24 protein-coding genes and 1 riboswitch are annotated in these 23,734 nt (G+C 30.8%); of the genes, 7 read left to right on the top strand and 17 right to left on the bottom strand.

All coding sequences use genetic code 11. The features are described 5' to 3' along the window. Positions 1-35 precede the first annotated feature (35 nt). Both BLQ93_RS03575 and BLQ93_RS03570 read left to right on the top strand, forming a co-directional pair. On the top strand, positions 36-1,082 hold the full coding sequence (locus tag BLQ93_RS03575) for a mechanosensitive ion channel family protein (RefSeq protein ID WP_159427479.1): 1,047 nt from the start codon (positions 36-38) through the stop codon (positions 1,080-1,082). Then, positions 1,079-3,280, top strand: a complete 2,202-nt coding sequence (locus BLQ93_RS03570) for a bifunctional alpha,alpha-trehalose-phosphate synthase (UDP-forming)/trehalose-phosphatase (protein ID WP_092128195.1) — start codon at positions 1,079-1,081, stop codon at positions 3,278-3,280. Before BLQ93_RS03575 ends, BLQ93_RS03570 begins: the two co-directional genes overlap by 4 nt. On the opposite strand, the gene BLQ93_RS03565 is transcribed toward BLQ93_RS03570, so the two are convergent. Together BLQ93_RS03565 and BLQ93_RS03560 are read right to left on the bottom strand one after the other, a co-directional pair. Beyond that, positions 3,275-4,504, bottom strand: coding sequence for a glycosyltransferase (locus tag BLQ93_RS03565; RefSeq protein ID WP_092128193.1), 1,230 nt, complete (start codon positions 4,502-4,504; stop codon positions 3,275-3,277). The genes BLQ93_RS03570 and BLQ93_RS03565 overlap by 6 nt on opposite strands. An 8-nt stretch (positions 4,505-4,512) precedes the next feature. Then, positions 4,513-5,166 (bottom strand): DUF5752 family protein, encoded by a 654-nt coding sequence (locus BLQ93_RS03560; RefSeq protein ID WP_092128191.1) that lies wholly within the window; start codon positions 5,164-5,166, stop codon positions 4,513-4,515. A gap of 113 nt (positions 5,167-5,279) precedes the next feature. Here BLQ93_RS03560 and hisC point away from each other — a divergent pair, with 113 nt between their 5' ends. From hisC to cmk, 3 genes are read left to right on the top strand one after another with little or no spacing between them, the layout of a single operon-like run. Continuing rightward, positions 5,280-6,368: a histidinol-phosphate transaminase gene (gene hisC / locus BLQ93_RS03555; protein ID WP_092128188.1), complete on the top strand. Its 1,089-nt coding sequence runs from the start codon at positions 5,280-5,282 to the stop codon at positions 6,366-6,368. Beyond that, complete coding sequence (locus tag BLQ93_RS03550; RefSeq protein WP_159427478.1) at positions 6,361-7,209, top strand: prephenate dehydrogenase; 849 nt, start codon at positions 6,361-6,363, stop codon at positions 7,207-7,209. The genes hisC and BLQ93_RS03550 overlap by 8 nt, the downstream gene beginning before the upstream one ends. Beyond that, positions 7,202-7,816 carry a (d)CMP kinase gene (gene cmk / locus BLQ93_RS03545; RefSeq protein WP_092128184.1) on the top strand — a complete coding sequence of 205 codons (615 nt, stop codon included), beginning with the start codon at positions 7,202-7,204 and terminating at the stop codon, positions 7,814-7,816. The genes BLQ93_RS03550 and cmk overlap by 8 nt, the downstream gene beginning before the upstream one ends. On the opposite strand, the gene trxB is transcribed toward cmk, so the two are convergent. From trxB to nadA, 9 genes are read right to left on the bottom strand one after another with little or no spacing between them, the layout of a single operon-like run. Further along, positions 7,813-8,733, bottom strand: a complete 921-nt coding sequence (gene trxB, locus BLQ93_RS03540; RefSeq protein ID WP_025391584.1) for a thioredoxin-disulfide reductase — start codon at positions 8,731-8,733, stop codon at positions 7,813-7,815. The two genes, cmk and trxB, sit on opposite strands and share 4 nt — an antisense overlap. Before the next feature lie 45 nt (positions 8,734-8,778). Continuing rightward, complete coding sequence (trxA, locus tag BLQ93_RS03535; RefSeq protein WP_092128182.1) at positions 8,779-9,102, bottom strand: thioredoxin; 324 nt, start codon at positions 9,100-9,102, stop codon at positions 8,779-8,781. A gap of 53 nt (positions 9,103-9,155) precedes the next feature. Beyond that, complete coding sequence (gene coaE / locus BLQ93_RS03530) at positions 9,156-9,761, bottom strand: dephospho-CoA kinase (protein WP_092128180.1); 606 nt, start codon at positions 9,759-9,761, stop codon at positions 9,156-9,158. After that, on the bottom strand, positions 9,752-10,354 hold the full coding sequence (locus tag BLQ93_RS03525; RefSeq protein WP_092128178.1) for an endonuclease III domain-containing protein: 603 nt from the start codon (positions 10,352-10,354) through the stop codon (positions 9,752-9,754). The genes coaE and BLQ93_RS03525 overlap by 10 nt, the downstream gene beginning before the upstream one ends. Then, positions 10,344-11,081, bottom strand: coding sequence for an SIR2 family NAD-dependent protein deacylase (locus BLQ93_RS03520; protein ID WP_092128176.1), 738 nt, complete (start codon positions 11,079-11,081; stop codon positions 10,344-10,346). Before BLQ93_RS03520 ends, BLQ93_RS03525 begins: the two co-directional genes overlap by 11 nt. Further along, positions 11,078-11,905: an NAD+ synthase gene (locus BLQ93_RS03515; RefSeq protein WP_092128174.1), complete on the bottom strand. Its 828-nt coding sequence runs from the start codon at positions 11,903-11,905 to the stop codon at positions 11,078-11,080. Before BLQ93_RS03515 ends, BLQ93_RS03520 begins: the two co-directional genes overlap by 4 nt. Further along, entirely contained in the window at positions 11,892-12,689 is a 798-nt protein-coding gene (locus BLQ93_RS03510) for a nitrilase-related carbon-nitrogen hydrolase (protein ID WP_092128172.1), read from the bottom strand. Before BLQ93_RS03510 ends, BLQ93_RS03515 begins: the two co-directional genes overlap by 14 nt. Beyond that, the gene (gene nadC, locus BLQ93_RS03505) at positions 12,690-13,517 is read right to left on the bottom strand and encodes a carboxylating nicotinate-nucleotide diphosphorylase (RefSeq protein ID WP_092128170.1); all 828 of its coding nucleotides are present in this window, start codon (positions 13,515-13,517) and stop codon (positions 12,690-12,692) included. Then, a complete protein-coding gene (nadA, locus tag BLQ93_RS03500; protein ID WP_092128168.1) occupies positions 13,514-14,428 on the bottom strand; it encodes a quinolinate synthase NadA in 915 nt (304 codons plus the stop codon). The genes nadC and nadA overlap by 4 nt, the downstream gene beginning before the upstream one ends. 106 nt (positions 14,429-14,534) lie before the next feature. Then, a riboswitch (cobalamin riboswitch) is annotated at positions 14,535-14,702 on the top strand. Between the two features lie 57 nt (positions 14,703-14,759). On the opposite strand from nadA, the gene BLQ93_RS03495 reads away from it, so the two are divergent. Beyond that, positions 14,760-16,712: a TonB-dependent receptor gene (locus tag BLQ93_RS03495; RefSeq protein ID WP_092128166.1), complete on the top strand. Its 1,953-nt coding sequence runs from the start codon at positions 14,760-14,762 to the stop codon at positions 16,710-16,712. Next, positions 16,687-17,433 carry an energy transducer TonB gene (locus BLQ93_RS03490; protein WP_092128164.1) on the top strand — a complete coding sequence of 249 codons (747 nt, stop codon included), beginning with the start codon at positions 16,687-16,689 and terminating at the stop codon, positions 17,431-17,433. Before BLQ93_RS03495 ends, BLQ93_RS03490 begins: the two co-directional genes overlap by 26 nt. Here the strand turns inward: BLQ93_RS03490 and BLQ93_RS03485 are convergent. The 6 genes from BLQ93_RS03485 to lpxA are packed head-to-tail and all read right to left on the bottom strand — an operon-like array spanning position 17,420 to position 23,730. Beyond that, positions 17,420-18,607 (bottom strand): 3-deoxy-D-manno-octulosonic acid transferase, encoded by a 1,188-nt coding sequence (locus tag BLQ93_RS03485; protein WP_159427477.1) that lies wholly within the window; start codon positions 18,605-18,607, stop codon positions 17,420-17,422. The genes BLQ93_RS03490 and BLQ93_RS03485 overlap by 14 nt on opposite strands. After that, positions 18,600-20,342, bottom strand: coding sequence for an ABC transporter ATP-binding protein (locus BLQ93_RS03480; RefSeq protein WP_092128160.1), 1,743 nt, complete (start codon positions 20,340-20,342; stop codon positions 18,600-18,602). Before BLQ93_RS03480 ends, BLQ93_RS03485 begins: the two co-directional genes overlap by 8 nt. Beyond that, on the bottom strand, positions 20,339-21,271 hold the full coding sequence (lpxK, locus tag BLQ93_RS03475) for a tetraacyldisaccharide 4'-kinase (RefSeq protein WP_092128158.1): 933 nt from the start codon (positions 21,269-21,271) through the stop codon (positions 20,339-20,341). The genes BLQ93_RS03480 and lpxK overlap by 4 nt, the downstream gene beginning before the upstream one ends. After that, entirely contained in the window at positions 21,258-21,845 is a 588-nt protein-coding gene (locus BLQ93_RS03470; protein ID WP_092128156.1) for a lysophospholipid acyltransferase family protein, read from the bottom strand. Before BLQ93_RS03470 ends, lpxK begins: the two co-directional genes overlap by 14 nt. Then, a complete protein-coding gene (lpxB, locus tag BLQ93_RS03465) occupies positions 21,842-22,957 on the bottom strand; it encodes a lipid-A-disaccharide synthase (protein ID WP_092128154.1) in 1,116 nt (371 codons plus the stop codon). Before lpxB ends, BLQ93_RS03470 begins: the two co-directional genes overlap by 4 nt. Beyond that, a complete protein-coding gene (gene lpxA, locus BLQ93_RS03460) occupies positions 22,954-23,730 on the bottom strand; it encodes an acyl-ACP--UDP-N-acetylglucosamine O-acyltransferase (RefSeq protein WP_025391568.1) in 777 nt (258 codons plus the stop codon). Before lpxA ends, lpxB begins: the two co-directional genes overlap by 4 nt. Positions 23,731-23,734: the final 4 nt, after the last annotated feature.

Raw genomic sequence — 23,734 nt, 5'->3', positions numbered from 1 at the left:
TTGACATAATCAATAAATATAATATACTAAAAATGATGACTGATTTTTTAGCTAACGATAAATTATTAATTTTAGGTTTATTAATTTTTTCATTCCTTATAGGCTTTATCTTAATTAAAGGTATAAGTAAAATATATACATTTATTGCAAAAAAAATTCCACTTCATAATGAAATCAAAAAGTATTTTTATTTTCCTTCATGGTTTTTAATAAGCATTCTGATATTTAGTATAGCTAGTTCTGCAATAAATTTTAAATTGGAAAGCAGCGATTATATTATTACAAAAACTATTCAAATTTTATATGTTCTATTTTTTGGTATATTGTCAATTAGAACAATATCTTTTTTAGAATATATTTTAAACGAAAAACAACCAAAAGATATTGCTGATTTCCACAAAAGACAATTAAATACACAACTAAAAATTATAAAAAGTATTACCACAGCTATTATTTCAGTAATTTGTATGGCATTAATTTTTTTAAGTTTCAGTTCTTTAAAAAGCTTAGGCTCAACAATTTTAACATCTGCAGGCATTATTGGCATAATTGCTGGATTTGCAGCACAGAAAACACTTAATTTGCTATTTGCAGGCATTCAAATTGCAATCAGTCAACCAATTAAAATAGGAGATGTTTTGATAGTAGAAGGAGAATGGGGAACAGTCGAAGAAATTACATTAACTTATGTAGTACTGAAAATCTGGGATTTAAGAAGATTGGTCATACCTATCAATTATTTTGTTGAAAAATCATTCCAAAACTGGACAAAAACAAGTACACAGCTTTTAGGAACAGTATATATATATCTAGATTATTCAATAGACATTGAAAAGTTAAGAAAAGCTTTAAATGATATTTTAAACAGTACTCCACTTTGGGATAAATTTGCAAGTGGTATTCAAGTTACTGATGCTAATGACAAAACTATGCAGGTCCGCGCACTTGTTAGTGCAAAAAACTCTTCTGATTTATGGAATTTACGATGTCTTGTTAGAGAAAAACTTATTGAATACATAAAAAATGAAGCACCGCAAAGCTTACCAAAAATAAGAAATATTGTTTATTTGGAGGAAAAATGAGGATAGTTATAGTATCAAATAGATTACCGGTAAGCATTACAAAAGATAAGAAAAATAATAATAAATTTCAAAAAAGTGCAGGTGGTCTTGCAACAAGTATTGGAGCCTACACTGAAAAAATTACTGAACTTTCTTACACATGGGTAGGTTGGCCTGGTATAGGTACAACAATAAAATCAGAGCAAGATGAAATAACAGACTCACTTCAAAATATACACTGCTATCCTGTTTTTCTTACGGAAAAAGAAATGGATAAATTTTATCTTGGTTTTTGCAATAGAACGATTTGGCCTTTATTTCACTATTTTCCAACTATTGCAAGTTTTAAAAAAGAATATTACAATATGTACAAATCTGTTAATTTAAAATTTGCAAAAGCGCTTAGTAATATTATAAATGAAAATGAAGATATAATATGGGTACACGATTACCATCTTATGCTCTTGCCTAGTTTACTTAGACAAAGTTACCCTACTTTAGCTATAGGTTTTTTCTTGCATATACCTTTTCCTGCTTATGAAGTTTTTCAGTTGCTACCATCTCAGTGGAGAATAGAAATTATAGAAGGCCTGCTTGGTGCTGATTTAATTGGTTTTCATACACATGAATATACCGATAACTTTTTAAGAGCCACATTACGCTTTGCAGGTTTAGAAAATCATCTGGGTGTTATAAACAATAAAGGCAGGCTTGTAAAAGTTGGAACACACCCCATAAGCATTGACTATTTAAAGTTTAGCAAAACTGCAAAAAGTCCCAGCGTTATATCAAAAACGCAAGAGATAAAAAACCAATTTAAAAATAAAAAGATACTCTTTAGTGTCGATCGTTTGGATTATACAAAAGGAATATTAAATAGATTGCTTGGTTTTGAATATTTTTTAGATAAATACCCCGCCTGGAGAGAAAGTATAACACTTATAATTGTAGTTGTACCTTCACGAATAGGTGTTTTCCACTATCAACAAATGAAAAAACAAATAGATGAAACAATAGGGCGAATAAATGGAAAATTTAGTACTGTTGAATGGACTCCAATTGTATATAAATTTGGCTCACTTGATTTTGAAAATCTTGTTTCATTTTATAGTGCAAGCGACATAATGCTTGTAACACCTCTAAGGGATGGTATGAATCTTGTCGCAAAAGAGTTTATTGCAAGCAAACAAGAAAAAAACGGTGTTTTAATACTTAGTGAAATGGCTGGGTCAGCAAAAGAATTATTGGAAGCTTTAATTATTAACCCAAACAGTATAGAAGAAATTGGTGAAGCTATAAAAAAAGCTCTTGATATGTCCAAAGAAGAACAAAGCCAAAGGATAGAAAAAATGCAGGAGCGCATTAGTAGATACAATGTATTTAGATGGGTTAGTGATTATTTAAATGAATTAAATAAAACCACTCTTTTGCAAAAACAAATGGAATCTCAATTCATTAATCAATCAATAGAAAATCAAATTATCTCTGAATATGCTAAATCAAAAAAAAGATTAATAATGCTCGACTACGATGGAACACTTATAGATTTTGTAAATTCACCTAAAGAGGCTGTGCCAACAAAAGAATTAATTCACTTGATACATCGGTTAACTCAAGAAAATAATACTATTGTAATAGTAAGTGGCAGAGATAAAGATACACTTCAACAATGGTTTGAAAACTTAAACATTGCTATTGTAGCAGAACATGGAGCTTTTTATAAATATCCTAATTCAAATTGGAAGTTATATCAAAATAATATTGACAAAAGTTGGAAAAATGCAATTATAAATATCTTAAAATTATACAGTGATAGATTGCCAGGTTCTTTTATAGAAAATAAAACATTTTCTATTGTTTTTCACTATAGAAACACTGATCCTCAAACTCAGTCAACATTTATACCCGAATTAAATGGTCATCTCCAAAACTTTGTGGCAAATACAAACCTTAAGGTTCATAAAGGAAATAAAATTCTTGAGATAAAACCCGCAAATATAGGCAAACATTGCGTTGCAGAAATTTTTAACTTAAAAAGCTATGATTTTATGCTTGCAATAGGTGATGATTATACAGACGAAGACATGTTTAAAGCTTTGCCAGAAAATGCAATTACAATAAAGGTTGGTGAAATTTCAACTCTGGCAAAATACAATATAAAAAGCCCTCAGCATGTAATAAAATTATTAGAAAAACTTATTAATACTACTGTCTCATAAAACAACTGTTGCACGGGACTGTTGCAAAATAACAAGTAAAGTTAGATACTCTCTGACATGTCTGGTAATTAGAAAATTATCTTTTACAAACTCTCTGCCTTTTCTTTTAAGTCTTTTAAATAAATCATCATCACTTAAAAGCTGTTTGATTCTAAGTGCTGCTCCTTCTGGTGTATTAACTAAAAAACCATTATAGTTATCTATAACCTGAAGTCTTATGCCACCTGTGTTACCACCAATAACAGGTTTACTTTTCCACAATGATTCTGTAACTGTTAAACCAAAACCTTCTTTTGTTGATTTTTGTATAACAATATCCGCTGCTCTTTGAAGCGCATTAATTGTAATATTGGCATCAGGCGGTAATGACAAAACATGTATATCTTTATCAGAGTTTGCAGCAGTAAGCGTTTCTTCTAATACAATACTACCTTCTGGATCATCATCTGCACTTCCACCTGCCAAAATAAGCTGTATAGATGGAATAGATTTTTTTACCAACTTGTAAGCGCTAATTACGCCTATTGGATCTTTAAATCTATCAAAGCGTGAAACTTGTAATAATACAGGTCTTGAAGGGTCTATATTAAATTCTGTATAGACCTTTTCTATATCTTCTTTATTTAAATCTTTATTTTTGTCACTTAATGGATTTATGCTTGGAGCAATTATATATTGAGGATGAGGCAAACTTCTTGCAAAATCAACTAATGAAAAAATACTTGCATCGTAATGGATAACAAATTGCTTAAGAAACTTCCATACCTGTCTATTTGGCCTTGAAATATCAATATGGCATCTCCATATCCACTTTCCTTTTCTGTTTGGAAAAAACTTTATCAATGCTGCTGGTTGCGGATCATGAATAAAAACAAAATCTGCTTCATTTAGTAAATCATATAACCTTTGAGCGTTTTCTTCATTTGTTTGTTCATACACTTTAAGTAGTGTATCTGGCACTATCTGATTTTTAACTCCTTGTAATAAATTATGAAACATTTTTGTACATTTGTAAAAATCGGATTGACCAACAACAATTTCCCATGTAGCGTCCAGACCTAACTCATGTTTTAGCGGCAATATATTTGTCAATAATTCTGCCACACCACCACCAATTTTTGTTGAATTTATATGAACAATTTTTTTTCCTTGTAAAAACCTTGATAATTTAACCAGATGATCTATTTCACTTATACCTACTATTGATTCTAATTCGGAAAGCATTTAAATCCTCATTTAAAATAAATATTAAAAATTTTTGATATCTTTTCTTTTAATTTAGATAATGGCAAAAAAAACGGATCGATATTAATTATCATATCAACAAGCTCTTCATACCCATCAAACAATGCTATCCAGTTTGAAAAATCGTCACGATGATTTGGCGTTCTTCTTCTTGCATCAATGAAATGAAAGTACAAAGAACCATAAGACAATTCATCGATTGCATCTAAAAAACCCCTGGGCTCATTTACTATCTTAGTTGTATCAAATACAACCATACCAAGCTTTAAAAAATAAAAAGGCTCTTGGGCGTTGGTATACAGTAAAACTGTATTTTGTTCTAGAGAATTTTGTATAATGTCAAGTAGCTCCTGACGCAGATCATCAATAGAACCAAAATCTTGTGGCTGCAAAACAGATAACTTTTCTGCTAAAGCTTTATCATGAATTTGTTCTGCTATCCATTGAGCAAAGTCATTGTTAAATTCGGGTGTACTAAAAGATGTGCGAAGCAACTTACCCCAAAAATGATAGTAAATAGAATCTGTATCAATATCCAATAACTGCGTAAATAATTCTTTTGTGTTAAGTGCATGTTTGCCTGTTGCAATCGATAAAATAGAACAATCTTTTATCTCAAAAGGTAAAATATTACTTTCCATAACCATCTCCAACACAGTTTCACATTATATACCAAATAAATAAATAATCAACTATTACAATTTTTGTTGCAAAAAAATACGCTACATTGTATAAATAAAAAAGGAGGCAAATAATGAAAGTAGCTGACTATCTTTTAAAAATTACACCTTACGAAGGTGGTAAACCTATAGAAGAATTACAACGAGAGTTGGGTTTAGTGGATGTTATAAAACTTGCTTCAAACGAAAATCCCCTTGGACCATCAAAAAAAGTTATCGAAACAATTTGTAAAATAGCAGTTAATGTAAATTTGTACCCAGATGGCAATGCCTATTATTTAACACAAAAATTAGCTAAACACTTAGGAGTTAGTGATAAAAATCTAATATTTGGAAACGGTTCAGACGAAATAATAGAACTATTATACAAAGCATTTGCTACCAATCAAAACGATGAAATATTATACTGTTACCCTACTTTTATAGAATACCGCATAATTGGTATGGCTTTTAACAAAAAAATTATAGAACTTCCGTTAAAAGATTTTGCATACGATATTGATAACTTAATCGAACATATTAATGAAAATACAAGAATTATTTTCATTAATACTCCAAATAACCCAACAGGAACACTTACAGGACTAGATGACATATTAAAAATTATAAACAAAGCATCAAAAGACACGCTTATTGTAATAGATGAAGCTTACTATGAATACGCAAAGCCTTCAACGCATTACAAAGAATTACTTGATCTTTATAAAAAAGAAAATGTTATAATTTTAAGAACCTTTTCCAAAGCATATGCGCTAGCTGGCTTAAGAATTGGCTATGGTATTGCAAACGAGTTTATTATTCAAACACTTAATCGGGTAAGACCACCTTTTAATGTAAATATTGTAGCACAAGCAGCGGCGATTGCTGCCCTTGATGACAAAGAACACTTAAAAAAAAGTATACAAACTAACGAAGAAGGAAAACAATTTCTATACGAGCAATTCAATAAATTAAACCTATTCTATGTACCCACCTTTGCTAATTTTATTTTATTTTCAACACCAATTGATGCTTCAATAGTTTATGAAAATTTATTAAAAGAAGGTGTTATTGTAAGAAGTATGAAACCTTACGGTTACAATAATTTCTTAAGAGTCACAGTTGGAACCCAAAAAGAAAATGAAATTTTTATACAAAAACTTAAAAAGGTTTTGCATGTTTAATACCATTGGCATTGTTGGACTCGGATTAATAGGTGGCTCTTTGGGTCTTGCAATTAAACATAAAAAGCTTTCAAAGATAATCATAGGTTATGATAACAACCAGGAAAACCTAGATGATGCATTAAATTTAGAGCTTATAGATATTGGTGCAAACTCATATAAATCTTTTTCAATCTGCGACTTTGTAATTGTAAGTGTACCACCATCACAAACTGCACATGTTGTAATAAAGTTATTTGAAGTATTAAAAGAAAACACTATTGTTATAGATGTTGCAAGTATCAAAAAACCTATTATTGATTCTATTAAAAATTACATACCAAAAACAATAGCATACGTACCCACGCACCCAATTGCCGGCACAGAAAACTTTGGACCCAAATCTGCTTTCAGACAGCTTTTTGATGATAAATACTTTATAATAACACCAATTAATAATATTAGTTTTGCAGAAAAAAAAGTTGAAGAATTTGCAAAAACAATTAATATGAAAGTAAAATATATGGATGCAGACAAACACGATAAGGTATTTGCATATGTTAGTCATCTACCCCATGCTATTGCCTATAGTCTCGTAAATCTTATCAGGCAAAAAAAAGAAGATGATGAAGCGTACGGTTTTATTGGTGGTGGGTTTAAAGATTTTACGCGTATAGCAAAATCAAATGAAAAAATGTGGTGCGATATTTTTCTTTTAAATCAAAGCAATATGATTAACGCTATAGACGAATATATTCAAAATTTACTGATACTAAAAGACGCAATAAAAAACAACGAAGAACAAGAGTTAATTCAAATACTTAAAAATATAAGATTGTTTAAAGAGAATTTGGATGTCTAGTTTTATTATTACGATAGATGGTCCAAGTGGAGCTGGCAAAAGTACAATTTGCAAAATGTTCTCTATTAATGATGGATTTGTGCATATAGATACAGGTAAAATTTACAGAAGCATCGCTTATATTCTAAAAGAAGTTACCGAAGAAGAATTAAATAAATTGGAACTTGATTTTAAAATTGAGAATTTGCAAGTATTATTTATATATAAAGGCAAAATTTTAAATGATATAATACTTAGCGAAGATATTGCAAAAAAAGCTTCAACAATAGCTAAAAATGAATTTGTAAGGGATTTTGTCAATAAACTAGCAAGGACAATTGCTCAAGAAGGAAAATTTGTTATCGATGGTCGAGATGCTGGAAGTGTAATTTTTCCAAATGCAAACATAAAATTCTATTTAGATGCAAAGTTAGAAGAAAGAGCCAAAAGACGATCAAAAGAATTAAGTGTTGACTATAGTCAATCCATAAAATCCCTATCCTGTAGAGACGAGCAGGATACGCAAAGAAAAATTGCCCCTCTTGTTGTACCGAAAGGGGCAATAATAATAGATACAACGTTTTTATCTGTAGAGGAAGTTTACAATAAAATAAAAAGCTACTTTTAAGCTTTCATTTTTTCTATGTATTTTTGAGCATTAGATGCTGCAATAGCACCATCAGCGCAGGCTGTTACAACTTGTCTTAGAGATTTTTTTCTAACATCACCTGCTGCAAAAATACCAGGAATGTTTGTTTCCATTTCTTCATTTGTTATTATGTAGCCATACTCATCTGTTTGTATTAAATCAGAAACAAATTTTGAGTTTGGAGTAAGACCAATGTATATAAATATACCATCTATATCTAATCTTGATTGTTGTTTTGTTTTTACATTCTCAATGAGGACGCCTTTAACAAATTTATCGCCTAAAATTTCTTTTACTACACTATCAAATACAATTTCTATCTTATTATTTTTCTTTACTCTATCCTGTAAAATTTTTACAGCCCTAAATTGATCTCTTCTATGAATTAAATATATCTTCTTTACAAGGTTTGCTAAATACAAAGCTTCTTCTAAAGCAGAATCACCACCACCTACTACGGCAACTGTTTTGCCTTTAAAAAATGCACCATCGCATGTCGCGCAATATGAAACACCTTTGCCAATAAACTTTGCCTCTCCTGGACAGCCCAGCCTATCCGCACTTGCTCCTGTTGCTAAAATAATTGTTTTTGTTGTTATACAGCTTTTATTTGTAAGAATTACTCTTTTGCAAGAGATATCGTTTTCTATCTTCTCAACACCATCATAGCTAATTTCAACTTCAAATTTTTTTGCCTGTTCTAAAAACTTGTCTATTATATCCATGCCGCTTATACCTTCTGGAAATCCAGGATAATTTTCTAAATCGGCGCTAAAAACTATCTGTCCACCGAATACTTTTTCTTCTAAAATAATTGTCTTTAAACCACTCCTTGCTGCATAAATACCTGCTGTTAAACCAGCTGGACCGCCTCCTACAATAACAACATCATACATCCCATAACCCCTTTTAAAAATTGGACCGAGAAAACCTCGATCCAATTATAAAATTTTATCCAACCTTTGAGTGAAATATTCTTTTGGTGCAGCACCGATAATCTGATCTACTACTTCTCCGTTTTTAAAAATCATAAGTGTTGGTATACTCATAATTCCATATCTAACAGCAATATCAGGCTCTTCATCCGTGTTTAATTTTCCAACTTTAAGCTTACCTTCATACTCATGCGCAATTTCTGATACTACAGGTGCAACCATTCTGCAAGGACCGCACCATGGAGCCCAAAAATCTACTAAAACCGGAATATCCGATTTTAATACCTCTTGTTCCCAGTTATCAGTAGTCAACTTTACCTCGACTGCCATAATTCCTCCTTGAATAAATCTCGTTTAGATTCTATAACGAAAAATATTTTTTGTCAAATGTAACTCATTAACTTAATTTTTTCAAATAGCTTGGCAACCTGTTTTTTTGTGTCTTCTAACGAATAAGAATTATCAATTACAAAATCAGCTCTTTGTTTTTTTTCTTCTATATCCATTTGTAAATTGATTAGTTTTAACGCTTCAGTGTATGTTAAATTTTGCCTTTTCATTAATCTTTCTATTTGTATTTCTTTTTTTGCATAAACTACAATAATTTTATCAAAACTATCTTCTAAGTGCTTTTCAAACAACAATGGAACGTCATAAATAATTATAGCATTTTTTTCTTTCTTCAAAATAGATTCTTCAATTTCTCTTCTTTTTTGCTGAACAAATGGGTGAATAATCGACTCTAAAAGAGTCAATTTTTGTTTATCACTAAATACAATTGCACCTAATTTTTTTCTATCTATATTACCGTTTTCATCAAGTATTGACTCTCCAAACACTTCAATTATTTGCTTGTGTGTATTTTGATTTTTTTTAAGAGCATCATGCGCAATCTCGTCTGCATCAATCACATATGCACCAAGCTCTTTAAACATGTTTGCAACTGTAGATTTACCGGTGGCTATTGAGCCAGTTAAACCTACGCGCATTTAATGGGGCACTCCGTACAGTATGGGTTTTTTCTGCAATATGTTTTGGCTAATTTTACAATCAAAGCGTGGTATTCTTTAAACAATTCAACATCTTTTGGTAAATTTTGCATAAAAAAAGACTGAACCTCTTCATATTTGCTTGACTCAAAAAGCTTTTTTCGCTTTAAAAGTCTTATTGTATATGCATCTATAACAAAAACTGGCCTTGAAAATGCATAAAGCAAAATTGAATCGGCTGTTTCAAAACCTATACCTTTAACATTTAAAAGCATTTTTCTAAACTGCAAAGTATCTGTATTTTCATCAAAGTTTTCAAAAAATCTTGCAATTTCTTTTAAATAAACACTTTTTTGTTTATAAAAACCCGCAGGTTTTATTAGCTGTTGTATATCTTCTAAAGGAATTTCTCTAATTTTACAGAGACTACAAAAACCTTCTTTTTTTAGATTAAAAATAGCTTTTTCAACATTATGCCAGCTTGTATTTTGCGTTAGAATTGCTCCAATTATTATTTCATCTTTCGTTTCAGCTGGCCACCAGTATTGCTTGCCAAAAAATTGTAAAAGCGATTTGTAAATTTCAATGAGCATTAAGTTCGCTTAAAATCTCTTCCAAAATTTCCGAAGCACTACCTTCTAAAAATACATCTACAATCTTATCAGTATATTCACTAAATGTTTTGTTAATTTCGATAATTTTTGCACCTTTTTTCTTTGCCATAGGCGGCAAAAAGGCCGCTGGATAAACTAATCCACTTGTTCCAATAATTATTAACAAATCACAATTATTCATTAATTGTTCGCTTTTTTCTTGAACTTCTTTTTGTATCATCTCACCAAAAAAAATAAAATCAGGCTTCAATGGTATCTTACAGTATGGACAATATGGAACGCTTGATAAATCAAAATCGCTTATATTAAATTTTCTACCGCAGTTTCTACAAACAAGCATTCTTGAGTTACCGTGGTATTCAACGATGTTTTTGCTGCCTGCTAAATAGTGTAAATTATCTATATTTTGGGTTATTAGGGCTTTTATATAACCTAATTCTTCAAGCTTTGCAAGCGCAAAATGGGCTTTGTTTGGCTTTTTGTCTTTGAGCACTTCAAAAAAAATTTTGTTGATCAAAGCCCAGGATTTATCTGGGTGTTTATAAAAATAATCTATTTCAAACATGCTTGGGTCATACTTTTCCCATAAGCCATCTTCCCCTCTAAACGAAGGAACACCGCTTTCTACACTTATTCCAGCACCAGTAAAGCAAACTGTAAATTTTGATTGTTTTATTAAATATGCTGCTCTTTTAACCTGACTCATATTTGCCCCCAATCCCTTAAAAATCTGAAATCCCAGTTTATGCTTCTTCTACTAACTTTAGCTATGATTGGCGGCAACCTTTTAAACTGGTTTTTCCTTACTCTCTCAAAAATGCCATTTACAATGTTTTTTGAAAAACCTAGATTAATAACTTCATCAATACTTAGTCTCTTGTCAAATAAGTGATACAAAATCAAATCTGCCTCATCGTAAGAAAAACCCAATTCTTCTTCATCGCTTTGACCTACCCATAAATCTGCAGTAGGTTTTTTATCAATAATGGATTGAGGCACTCCCATGTATTTTGATAAAATTCTAACTTGCGTTTTGTACAAATCACCAATTGGGTTTAGGCTTGATGCCATATCACCATACCATGTACCATAACCAAGCAATAATTCTGTTTTATTGCTTGTTCCCACAACAAGTGCATTTGTTTCATAACTTTGATCAAACAAAACTATCATTCTAAGTCTAGCTAAAATATTGCCTATCCTTACTTTATCAAAATTATTTTCAATATAGCTATCAGCCATCTTTGTTATATCTATTTTTTTATAATTTATGCCAAGTTCATTTATTATTTTAAATGCATCATCAACACTTTCAGCAGAGCTAGTTTTATATGGTAGAATAATTGCATATACATTTTCTTTTCCTAAAGCTTCTTTCAATAAATAAGCCACCAAACCAGAATCAATACCGCCTGACAAACCAATTACTGCCTTTTCAAAACCAACCTTGTATATTTCATCCCTTAAAAACTCAATTAAATAATCTGCAATTTTAGGTTCATCAAAACCCAATACTTTATATGGATCCATAGCTTTTATCCTTCAATAAAGGCATAAATTCCTTAGCGTGTGCAATATCGCTTAATTCTAAATCAAGTATATACAGATTTTCTTTTAAAAAATCTCCTTTAAATATGCACGCACCAAATGGATTATAAACCAAAGAACTACCAAAAAAACCCACGCCATCTTCAAAACCTGCCCTGTTTACATATATTACAAAGTTGCCGCTTAATGATGAGATATTGTTGCAAATATTGTCCCATATTTTTGTTTTATCTGCCTTATTTTCATAAATCCAGTAAGGGGAAGCAGATATGATAATTGTCAAATCACTTTTACTTTGTTCAACAAAATGGTGAACACTTAAATGAAATGCTTCTTCACATATAAGTATATTTACTTTGCCAAATTTTGTTTGAGTTGTTTCAAGTGTATCACCCTTTGCAAAGTATCTTGCTTCTTCAAACATTCCGTAGTCTGGCAAGTATACTTTTTTCCTATTTGTTAAAATAAGGCCTTCTGATAAATACAGGGCACTATTGTAGTACAAATTATCTTCTTTTTGAGCATAGCCCAGCACAATATCTATAAAATTACTTTTTTGTATAATATTGCTTAAATCTTTGTTTTGTAAGTTTATGCTAGCATAACTAACCAAATCACGCAGCGCATACCCGCTTGTGGCTAGTTCTGGGAAAATAATTAAATCGCTTTTTTTGTTTATAGCTTCATCTATAAAAATTTCAATCCGCTCTAAATTTTCTTTTACCTTGCCAAGTTTTGGCTTGAATTGAGCAATAGCAATTTTCATTTAAACACCAATTTTCATATTTACATCTACCCAAACGGCATGATGTATTATAGAACCACTTGATATAAAATCCACACCTGTTTTTGCAATCTCAACAATATTATCCTCATTAACATTGCCAGATGCTTCAAACAAAACTTCACCTGCAAACATTGATACACAGTTTTGTATAGTTTCTACATCCATATTGTCAAGCATAACCACATCAACTTTTAACGATACAGCTTCTTTTACTTCTTCAATGTTTGAAGTCTCGACTTCTATTTTTTTCATAAAGTTTGTTTTTCTAGCAAGTTCTACTGCTTTTGTTATACTACCAGCAATTTTTATATGATTATCCTTAATCAGAATTGCGTCAAACAAACCAATGCGGTGATTTAAGCCACCTCCAACAAGAACTGCATATTTTTCAAAATATCTAAAGCCTGGTGTAGTCTTTCTTGTTTCAACAATTTTAGCTTTATAGTCTTTTATCAATTGGCTATAAAATTTAGTTTTAGTTGCAATACCTGATAATCTTCCAATGATATTTAAAATAAGCCTTTCTGCCTGTAGCAATGCACTATCTTTTGCTTCAATTACAGCAATATGACTACCAGCCTTAACAAATTGACCTTCTTGAACATAAAACTCAATTTTGGCTTCTTCTTTTAAAACATCAAAGATCGGTTTTATAAAAATTAAACCCGCAACTATAAAATCTTCTTTTGCTTTAATTAATGCTTTTGTTTTAGATCCATTACATATACTTTCTGTAGTTACATCGCTATAGTAAATGTCTTCTAATAGATATGACTTGAGTAAATCTTCCAAAAATAATCTGTTCATTGTCTTTTTATGGATATCATGCGTTCAATTGGCTTCTTTGCTTTTTGAATTTGCTCATCTGTAAGAATTATCTCATAAACTTCTCTTTCAAGTGCATTTAACACATCTTTTAATGTTGTTTTTTTCATATTGGCACAAATAGATTTCGAACCTAATGTATAAAAAGTTTTATCTGGCGCTTGTCTTTTAAGTTCAAAAACTATGCCACTTTCGGTTGCTATTATAAACTCTTTTGCATTGTTTTTTATGCAATAGTTTATAATCCCGGCAGTAGATCCTATAAAATCTGCAAGTTCAATAACCTCCATTGGAGATTCTGGATGAACACATACTTTAGCTTCAGGATGAATTTTAAGCAAATCCTGTATGTCTTTTCTTGTAAAACTATCATGAACCAAACAATACCCATCAAATAAATAAATTTCTTTATCTGCTACATTTTGTTTTACATATTCACCTAAGTGCTTATCTGGTACAAAAAGTATCTTTTTGGCTTCCAGACTTTTTACAACATTAATTGCATTCGCTGAAGTACAACAAATATCTGAAACCATTTTAACATCTACATTTGTATTAACGTAAGAAACAATGCTCACATCACCAATTTCATTTTTCATATTAAGCACTTTTTCGGCTGTTGCCATATCAGCCAAAGGACATCCAGCATCTATAACTGGTAAAATTACCTTTTTTTGAGGCGATAAAATCTTAGCAGTCTCTGCCATAAACTTAACACCACAAAACACTATTATATCAGCATCAGTTTTGGAAGCTTCTATTGATAAAGCTAAAGAATCACCAATAAAATCAGCTAATTCCTGCACTTCATCTCTTTGATAATAATGTGCTAGAATAATAGCATTTTTTTCTTTTTTAAGCCTTGTTATTTTAGATTGTATTTTTTCTTCCATAAAAACCTCGCTTTTTAGTATATAAAATTTAAATATTTAATCAAGCTTTTTATAACGTTTAAACTCATACTTTTATTAACAAATTGACAAATACTTAACTATATGCTAAAAATAAAGTGTTGCAAGTTCAAGGGAAGAAAGGGTGAGATTCCCTCGCTGTACCCGCAGCCGTATTAAGGCAAAAAGCTTAAGAAACAGCCACTGCCTCTTTGGCGGGAAGGCCTTAAGCCATAGGCCTTTAAGCCGGAAGACCTACTTGCAGCAAAAGTATCTTTTTATGCAGCGGGAGTTCTGCTAAAAAGATTGTAAAATTTCATATAGGAGGCTTTATATGTGGTATAAGTTATTGGTTGGTTTTGTATTGGTGGGATTTTTGTGTAATTTTGCTTTAGCTGATGAAAATGTTGTTGTAACTGCTTCTAAAGTAGATACGCAGATTGCTAAAACACCTTCTTTTGTTGAAGTTGTTACCCAAAAACAAATTGAAGATTCTGGCTCTATTTTCACACAAGATGCGCTTATTGGCTTACTTGGTATATCAATTTCATCAAATGGTCCATTTGGTGGTCAAACCTCTTTTTATATGAGAGGACTTAGAAGTTACTATACAAAGTATCTAATGGATGGCGTAAATATAGGTGATCCATCTTTAATGCAATCGCAGTTTGATATGTCCTCACTTTTGCCATACAACTTAAGCAGAATTGAGATTGTTCAGGGCTCTCAAAGCGGGCTATATGGAGCTGATGCAATTGCTGGCGTGGTAAATTTTATCACAAAAAAAGGCGAAGGTAAACCTCATGCAACCTACACTCAAATGTATGGTTCGTTTGGCACATACGCAGAAAACCTATCTTACTCTGGTAAAGTTGGCAATTTTTCTTTTTATTTAGATGGCACCAGATTTGACACTACAGGTACATCAAAAACCAATTCTTACAATCACCAAACTGATTCATATTCCTATGGAGGCAAAAGGGATGGATATCACCAAAGTGCTTTCAATTCAAGGTTAGAATACGATTTAAATGATTTTAAAATTGGTTTACTCATTAATGCACAAAAAGTACAAAACTATTTAGATCAGTATAGTCCAACATATTTTAAACCAGACAATAGCTCATGGTTAAACACAACATATCCAGGCAAATCCTATAGAGAAGATAGCGAAACCTACCTTACAAAAGTTTACGCTCAAAAAACTTTTGATAAGCTGACATTAAAGCTGGATGGTTATTATTTTCAAAACTTAAGATACTTTAAGGATAATTACAGCTACCCATATCCGGCTACTATACCAGCTCCACAAAGCGACTTTTACAGCAATAACTACAAAGGTTATCGCTATGGAAGTGATCTGCAACTTGAGTATGTTTTTAGTAAAAACTTCAAGGCTGTAGGCGGTTTAAACTATACAGTTGATAGAATGAGCTATGACTACCCGAGTTATTTTAGTAAAAACAGAGACAATGTAGGTGCTTTTGTTGAATTTTTGCCAAGCATAGGTAATTTAAACCTTCAAGCAGCTTTTAGAGAGGATCATTTTCAAACATTTGGAGACCATGGCACATACAAGCTTGGCGCAAGCTACTTAATTGAACCTACAAACACAATTTTAAAAGCCAACTGGGCAACAGGTTTTGAAGCACCTACTTTATTTGAGCTTTATGCATCCGGCGTTCCTGCATGGTTTTTTAGCGGAGGAAATAGAAATTTATCACCAGAGCAATCAAAAAGCTGGGATATAGGATTTATACAAAACCTATTTAACAATAAAGTCATGCTAGGCGCAACATACTTTAGAACAACAATAACAAATAGAATTGAATACTATACAAACCCAAATACATGGGAGTCTACATATAAAAACGTTCCAGGAAACACAGTAGCAACAGGTATAGAATCCTACATAAAAGTAAAACCAATAAAACAAATTGAATTAGGTCTAAACTATACCTATACAGACAGTACAAACCCAAACACAAATATGCAGTCAGCACGTATACCATACAGCATTACATCGGGCTATATAAACTATTCACCAATAGAAAACCTAACACTCCACTTAGATGGTAGATATATAGGCACAAGGTATGACAATGATTCTCATACACATCAAACAGGCAGATACACAGTATTTGATGCAAATATTGCATATAACATTACAAAAGACCTGAAGGCATCTGTTGCTATCTACAATATTTTTGATAGGTTCTACCAGGATATTTGGGGTTACACAACACTAAAGCGCAGTGCCTATGCAACGCTTAACTACACATTCTAAACCCATAAGCTGGGCTTTAGCTTTTTTGCTAAATATGGCAATAGTGGTTGGCTTTGCCCAGCTTTTTAAACTTTATACAATCAAAACATCAAAAATATACACAGTAGATATTTATAATGTAAATCAATACCAAAAAACAATAAGAGCTAATCAAACTTTAACACAAATTAAGCCAGAAAATACAAAAAAGTCTTTATTTCAAAAAATACCAAAAAACGATATATCAAATCAAACTATCAATCATAATCGCACATTAATTACACAAAAAGCTCCACTACTTAAACATGATAGGAGATTTTTCGCTAACGCTCAAAATGACAATGAAAGCCTCACACCAACAAATCAATCCACCAATCAACCTCAAACAAGCCCAATACAAAGCCCACAAACAACCACTGTTAATACAAACTCACCAAATACTTTAGCTAATCCAATTGATATTCAAAATACCCCTCAAATTGCAAATTGGATTGAAAAACACAAATTCTACCCACAAGAAGCTATTTTTAAAGGCGAAGAAGGTAAAATTAAACTGGTTTTTTTGATTGATAAAAACGGCTATCTAAAAAACATCTCAATATTGGAAAAATCCCCATACGATAGTTTAAACAAAGCAGCAATAAAAATAATACATAATTCTTCACCAGTTCCTCAAAAACTATTAACAAATGTTAATCTGCCATTTTATGCAAAAATAAATATAATATTCAAACTTGAATAAGTTTTGATAAAATATTCTTATAACAAGTTATAATTTCTTGAGTTTTTCGTTCTAAATTACAAAAGTTTGATTTTTCATACTCTAATATGTAGCTTTTTAAGTTATCGAAATTATCTATTTGAACCAAACAACCTGATCTTTTTAAAAACTCAACTTCTTGAGCAAAACTATCCATATATAAACCACAAAACACAAAATTGTTGTAAATTGCTGGCTCAATTGGATTATGACCTTTTAGCTTGTAAGATAGTGAGCCGCCAATAAATACCATAGAACTTACCGAGTAAAATGCTTCTAAAACGCCAAATTTATCAATAAGTATGCAATCTTTAATGCTTGCAAGTTTTGATAACATTGTATATTCTATATTAAGTTCTTTTAAAAAATCTGTAAATAAAGGTAAATCTTCCAAGTACCTGGGTGCAATAATAATTCTAAAACCCATATTTAAAACATCAATAAGTCCTTTTCGCAAAAATTCTAATTCCAGCTTATGAAGACTTGCAAAAACAAAAATTTTTTTATTATCCATTTTTATAAAATGTAAAAAATCGTTATCAAATACTTTCTTTCTTAGAGCGTATTTTATATTGTCACACAACTTAACATTGTTATTAAACTTATCAAATTTCTCTTTATCTTTTTGTGATTTTGCAATTATAACATCAAACTTTGAGATAGTTTCATAAAACACTTTAAATCTTAGGTAAAATTTATAGCTTTTATCAGACATTCTAGCATTAATCAAAATAACTCTTGTATTATGCTTTTTAAGGTAATTAATATAAGATGGCCAAATTTCTGTCTCAAAAAAAATAGCTAAATGTGGCAAATTTTGCTTAAACAACCTTTTGTATAAAAAATTAAAATCAAGAGGTGCTAAAAAAACCTCTAATCCTTGAGATTTTAGGTAATCATAGCCGATATTGCTTGTTACGCTAAAGAGTAATTTTTTTTTAAATATACTTTCAACTGTCTCTTTTATATTTAAAAAAGCTTTTGCTTCACCTAAGCTTGCAAGATGTATCAAAATATAGTCGTTTTGTTTTATGGGTTTTGGGTTTATTCTATCAAAAAATTTATATCTAAAACGTTTGCTTGATACAGCTTTTACTAACAAATAAGGCAAACTCAACAAAAAAACAAAAAAAAATATAATATTGTAGCTAAACATTTTCAAACTGAAGCTCTATAAGTCTTTGATAGTATTTGTTGTTTTCTAAAAGTTCTTTATGTGTACCGATACCTACAATCTGGCCTTGCTTTATTACTACAATTTTTGATGCGCTAAGTGCAGTGGACAATCTATGAGCTACCAAAAAAACCGTTCTATTTTTAATCAAGTTTGAAATAGCTTTTTGTACATAACTTTCTGCTTCTGCATCAAGTGCACTTGTTGCTTCATCTAAAATTAAAATATCAGGGTTTTTCATAATAGCTCGAGCAATTGCAATTCTTTGCCTTTCTCCTCCAGACAAAATTACAGCTTGTTCACCAAGATTTGTATCGTAAGCATTAGGTAGTTTCATTATAAAATCATGTGCATAGGCTAGTTTTGCAGCTTCAATTACTTTTTCTTTATCTGGATTTTCTAAACCATAAGCTATGTTGTTAAAAACTGTATCTGCAAAAAGTAGTACATTTTGTGAAACACTGGCAATTTTTTTTCTTAAACTTTTAATATCAAAATCTTTTATATCTATTCCATCTATTAAAATCCGCCCATCAGTTGGATCATAAAAACGCGGTATCAAATCCATAAGGGTTGTTTTACCCCCTCCACTTTCACCAACAAATGCAACGATCGTTTTTGCTTTTACTTCTAAATTAATATTTTTTAGAGCATATTTTTTACCATCGTATGAAAAACTTACATTATCAAATACAATTGAGTTTTTAACACCTTCAAAAATAATTCCTTTAGAAGTGTTTTCTTGCGTAGATTTTGTATCTAAAATGAAAAACACCCGCTCTATTGCACCAATAGAAGAATTTATACTGTTACTTGCTTTGGCAATTGTTTTAAACGGTCTATATAGCATAAAAAGGCCTGCCATAAATGAAAAAAACCCACCAACACTAATTGCACCTCTAAAAACAAGCAAACCCCCAAACCAAATCAAAAATGCAATACCCAAAGACCCTATAAACTCCATTAATGGGCTTGTAATTTCTGATATTCTAAAGCTTTTTAAATTAATATTTAAAAATTCCTGACTTTTTTTAAAAAACTTTTCTGTTTCTTTTTCTTCGGTCAAAAAACCTTTTATAAGGCGTATATTAAAAAATGATTCCTGAATGAGTGTAGTAATAGCTGCTATTGAAACCTGTCTTTTTTTGCCAAGTTTTTTCATATCCTTACCAAATTTAATAATAGGGTAAAGTGCAATAGGAAACACAATCGTTGAGATTAAAGCCAGTTTAAAGTCTATTGTATAAATCACTATAAATAAAAATATTATTGTAAAAAATTCTCTTATTGCCTCTGGCATCACTCTTGCAATTGTATCTTGAAGACGCTCGGTATCATTTAATACTCTAGATAGTAGCTCTGAAGTATGATATTTTTCAAAAAAATCAACAGGTAAACTCACTATATGCTTAAACATCTGGTTTCTTATGTTAAATAAAATATTTTCTGCTACATATGCTGTCTGATAAGATTGAATGTATGTAAATAAACCCTTAAAAAAATAAGTTGCCATAACGGCAAATGGTAGCAAAATCAGCATCTTTTTATCTTTTGCTATAAAAATTTTGTCTAAAACAGGTTTAATTAAGTATGCAGTAAGAGAAGTTAAAGCACCAACAATAATCATAGCTATAAAAGACAGAATAATCCTTTTCCAGTATGGCTTTATATACAATAATAGTCTTTTTAAATATTCTTTGTTTATATTAAGTTTCACGCAACACCTTCTAATAGCTTTTCATAGTCAAGCAAAATTTCAATATCAACATAAACTATCCCTGATTGTTCAATTTTTACAAAATCTTTGTATGTAGTAAGTAGAACTTCGGATTTGGTTTTTGACTTTAAAGTTCGAAGTATTTCTATATCTTTTTTTGTATAATTATAATGATCTCTAAAGCATTTAAAGCCTTTTACAAAAATTCCAGTCTCTTTAATGCTCGATAAAAATTTGAAAGGATTACCAATAGAACAAAATACAAAAGCACTTTCAGGTTTGTTGACCCTCCCATTAATATCAAAAAAACCATTGTTTACTATTTTTGCTTTTATTTCGCAATCCCCTTCAAAACATATAAGTTTACTACACCTTTTTAAGCTTTTTTTGCTATCGCGCAAAAGCCCAAAAGGCAAATAAAACTTTTCTTGATCTATTATACAAACCTCTAAATCTTTTGCAATTTTTCTATACTGTAGACCATCGTCTAAAATAACATAGTTGGGTTTAAATTTCTTTAATAATTCTACAGCGCTCAATCTATCTTTTGCGCTTGCTACAATTGCTTTAGTTTTTTTAGCAATAAGGTATGTTTCATCATTTACAAAAGGTGTTTTGTAAAAAACGCTTTTGCCATCAGAAACAATCAAAGCATTTTTGTGTTTTGCTTTGTAAGCATTTGTAACAATAGCTACTACATATCCTAAAGAAAGCAAATAATTTGCAATTCCTATGCAAAGCGGCGTTTTACCTGTGCCACCTGCTTTAATATTGCCTATACTTATAATTTTTACATCATCAACTTTTACTGTTTTAAAAAAACCAATATCGTATAAAAAATTCCTTGCGCTTACTATAGCTAAATATAGTAATGAAACCGGAAATAAAATTGGCGCTAAAATCGTTTGGAAAAATTTAATATTCTTCATTGTTTAGCTTGCTTTCAAGCTCTGCAACCTTTGATTTTATCTCTTCTTTTGTTTTAACGTAAATGGGTTTTTTGTATATGAATGTGACACTTGAAAAAGGTTTTGGTATGGCAAACCTATCCCAGCTATTTAGCCTCCAGGCGCTTTTTGGCTCAAAAGCTATAGGTACAATAGGGTGTCCAGAAAAATAAGCAAGCTCTAATACACCAAGTTTTGCCTTTCTTCTTGGACCTCTTGGCCCATCTGGCGTTATACCTATATCGCACGCTTGATTCTTAATTAGTTTTAACATCTCTAAAAATGCTTTTTTAGGATTTCTGTTGACTGAGCCGCCAATTGTTCCCATTTTAAAATACTTTATAACATCGCTTGCTAATCTGCCATCTTTGTGAGTACTTATCAATACACTCAAATTATTGCCTAAATAAACAAAAGGCAAAAATAAAATACTCTCATGCCAAAAAGCATAAATTATAGGTGAATTAATAGATTTTATTGGGTATTCTTCAACAACATTTATTCGCAAAAATAACCTGTAAAATCTCAAAAAAATATAAAAAACAAATGCCTTCATGCTAAATAATCTAATATGGTTTTTGCTATTTTTGGTGTTACAGGATAATTTCCCAAAGCATAGCTTATTTGCTTAAAATCATGTTTTATTTGTCGCTGGTAATTGTTGCTTTGAAGGATTAATTTTGAGTATTCATAAATTTTTTTAGGTGTTGCGTCAAATTGTATTAACTCTGGTATAATTTTTTTCCCATATATAATATTTGGCAAGGCAATTGAATCAACTCCATGAATTAAAGCTTTTCCTATAATATAGCTCAAATTTGACAGTTTATACGCAACAACACATGGCAAACCAAACAAAGCAGCCTCTAAAGTAACAGTGCCGCTTTTCGTAATTGCAAATGACGCTTTTTTCATCATATCGTATGTATCGAGACTGAATTCAATAAATGGAAATTCACTTTTGAATTGCTCAAAATATTTTAAAAAACGCTCTTGCGTTGCCACAACAAATTTATAGTCACTAAATTCTTTTTTTAGTAAATAAGCAGCTTCAAAAAAATTTTTAGTATGAAAATGCAATTCTGACATTCTTGAGCCTGGCAAAATAAGAATAATTTTTTCTTTATCCTGACGTTTTTCTAAATAATCGTGAAGTATGTCTACAAGGGGATGCCCAAAATAAGCTACCTTTTTAAAATCAAAATTATGCTTAACAGATTGAGTGTTAAAAAATGTACGTTCAAACGGTAGTATTGGTATAATAAGGTCTACATATTTAAACAATTGTCTTATACGGGATTTTCTCCATGCCCACAACTGGGGTGTAATGTAATAAATAACCTTAATATTATTTTTATTTGCAAACTTTGCAAGTTGCATATTAAAATCTGGAAAATCCATTAAAACTAAAGCATCTATATTGTTTTTAATAATTGCTTTTTTTACAACATTTAAAATTTCAACTGCTTTTGGCACAACAGAAAGAGCTTCTTTAAAGCCAATTACACTTATATCTTTGTAATCAGCTATCTTTTGAGATTGAGTCGCCAGCAAATCTGAACCAAATGATAAAATTTCAATTGAACTATCGGCTTTTTTAAGCTCTTGAGCCAACAAAAATGCGTATTTTTCTGCAGATCTTTCTCCTACGGATAAAAAAAATTTCATCGTTCTCTGCAAAAACCGCGCTCTGATTTCCTTAAAAATTCAATCATATCAATTACATGTTTAGATGAGCTTTCTTTGAGTTTTTCATAAGCTTCATCAAATTTTAGGTTTGACCTAAATATAACCCTGTATGCTTCTTTTAGTTTCTCGATTTCTGAAAGGCTAAATCCATTCCTTTTTAAACCTACCAGATTAAGTCCATTCAATTTAGCTCTGTTACCTACTGCCAATGTAAAAGGCGGAACATCCAGTGATACTCCACTCATACCGCCTACCATAGACAAACTACCAATTCTCACAAATTGATGAACAGCACTCATACCACCAATTACAGCGCTATCTTCTACAACCACATGGCCAGCAAATTGAACCATATTTGCAATTATACAATTATTTCCAATAATACAATCATGAGCTACATGCACATAAGCCATTATTAAATTATTATTACCTATTTGGGTTTTACCTATACCACCTTTTGTACCTCTATTTATCATAGCAAATTCTCTTATTGTATTGTTATCTCCTATAATAAGTTCGCTAAACTCGCCAGAAAATTTCAAATCCTGAGGAATTGTACCAAGTACAGCTGAATGAAACACTTTGCAATTATTACCAATAGTTGTAAATTCATCAATTACCACATGACTTTGTATATCACAATTATCTCCAATTTTTACATTAGATTTTATAATAGAATAAGGACCTATCGTCACATTTTCACCTAATTTAACATTATCTCCAATAATTGCCGTTTTATGGATATTTACCATGCTA

The organism is Desulfurella multipotens (assembly GCF_900101285.1).
Lineage (GTDB): Bacteria > Campylobacterota_A > Desulfurellia > Desulfurellales > Desulfurellaceae > Desulfurella > Desulfurella acetivorans.
The sequence above is the reverse complement of the archived record's forward strand: the minus strand, read 5'-3'. Positions and strand labels throughout refer to the sequence as shown.

What these genes read in the sequence shown, in the direction of transcription:
- BLQ93_RS03575 (WP_159427479.1), top strand. Translation starts at nt 36, where the DNA reads ATGACTGATTTTTTAGCTAACGATAAATTATTAATTTTAGGTTTATTA.
- BLQ93_RS03570 (WP_092128195.1), top strand. Translation starts at nt 1,079, where the DNA reads ATGAGGATAGTTATAGTATCAAATAGATTACCGGTAAGCATTACAAAA.
- BLQ93_RS03565 (WP_092128193.1), bottom strand. Translation starts at nt 4,504, where the DNA reads ATGCTTTCCGAATTAGAATCAATAGTAGGTATAAGTGAAATAGATCAT.
- BLQ93_RS03560 (WP_092128191.1), bottom strand. Translation starts at nt 5,166, where the DNA reads ATGGAAAGTAATATTTTACCTTTTGAGATAAAAGATTGTTCTATTTTA.
- hisC (WP_092128188.1), top strand. Translation starts at nt 5,280, where the DNA reads ATGAAAGTAGCTGACTATCTTTTAAAAATTACACCTTACGAAGGTGGT.
- BLQ93_RS03550 (WP_159427478.1), top strand. Translation starts at nt 6,361, where the DNA reads ATGTTTAATACCATTGGCATTGTTGGACTCGGATTAATAGGTGGCTCT.
- cmk (WP_092128184.1), top strand. Translation starts at nt 7,202, where the DNA reads ATGTCTAGTTTTATTATTACGATAGATGGTCCAAGTGGAGCTGGCAAA.
- trxB (WP_025391584.1), bottom strand. Translation starts at nt 8,733, where the DNA reads ATGTATGATGTTGTTATTGTAGGAGGCGGTCCAGCTGGTTTAACAGCA.
- trxA (WP_092128182.1), bottom strand. Translation starts at nt 9,102, where the DNA reads ATGGCAGTCGAGGTAAAGTTGACTACTGATAACTGGGAACAAGAGGTA.
- coaE (WP_092128180.1), bottom strand. Translation starts at nt 9,761, where the DNA reads ATGCGCGTAGGTTTAACTGGCTCAATAGCCACCGGTAAATCTACAGTT.
- BLQ93_RS03525 (WP_092128178.1), bottom strand. Translation starts at nt 10,354, where the DNA reads ATGCTCATTGAAATTTACAAATCGCTTTTACAATTTTTTGGCAAGCAA.
- BLQ93_RS03520 (WP_092128176.1), bottom strand. Translation starts at nt 11,081, where the DNA reads ATGAGTCAGGTTAAAAGAGCAGCATATTTAATAAAACAATCAAAATTT.
- BLQ93_RS03515 (WP_092128174.1), bottom strand. Translation starts at nt 11,905, where the DNA reads ATGGATCCATATAAAGTATTGGGTTTTGATGAACCTAAAATTGCAGAT.
- BLQ93_RS03510 (WP_092128172.1), bottom strand. Translation starts at nt 12,689, where the DNA reads ATGAAAATTGCTATTGCTCAATTCAAGCCAAAACTTGGCAAGGTAAAA.
- nadC (WP_092128170.1), bottom strand. Translation starts at nt 13,517, where the DNA reads ATGAACAGATTATTTTTGGAAGATTTACTCAAGTCATATCTATTAGAA.
- nadA (WP_092128168.1), bottom strand. Translation starts at nt 14,428, where the DNA reads ATGGAAGAAAAAATACAATCTAAAATAACAAGGCTTAAAAAAGAAAAA.
- BLQ93_RS03495 (WP_092128166.1), top strand. Translation starts at nt 14,760, where the DNA reads ATGTGGTATAAGTTATTGGTTGGTTTTGTATTGGTGGGATTTTTGTGT.
- BLQ93_RS03490 (WP_092128164.1), top strand. Translation starts at nt 16,687, where the DNA reads ATGCAACGCTTAACTACACATTCTAAACCCATAAGCTGGGCTTTAGCT.
- BLQ93_RS03485 (WP_159427477.1), bottom strand. Translation starts at nt 18,607, where the DNA reads ATGTTTAGCTACAATATTATATTTTTTTTTGTTTTTTTGTTGAGTTTG.
- lpxK (WP_092128158.1), bottom strand. Translation starts at nt 21,271, where the DNA reads ATGAAGAATATTAAATTTTTCCAAACGATTTTAGCGCCAATTTTATTT.
- BLQ93_RS03470 (WP_092128156.1), bottom strand. Translation starts at nt 21,845, where the DNA reads ATGAAGGCATTTGTTTTTTATATTTTTTTGAGATTTTACAGGTTATTT.
- lpxB (WP_092128154.1), bottom strand. Translation starts at nt 22,957, where the DNA reads ATGAAATTTTTTTTATCCGTAGGAGAAAGATCTGCAGAAAAATACGCA.
- lpxA (WP_025391568.1), bottom strand. Translation starts at nt 23,730, where the DNA reads ATGGTAAATATCCATAAAACGGCAATTATTGGAGATAATGTTAAATTA.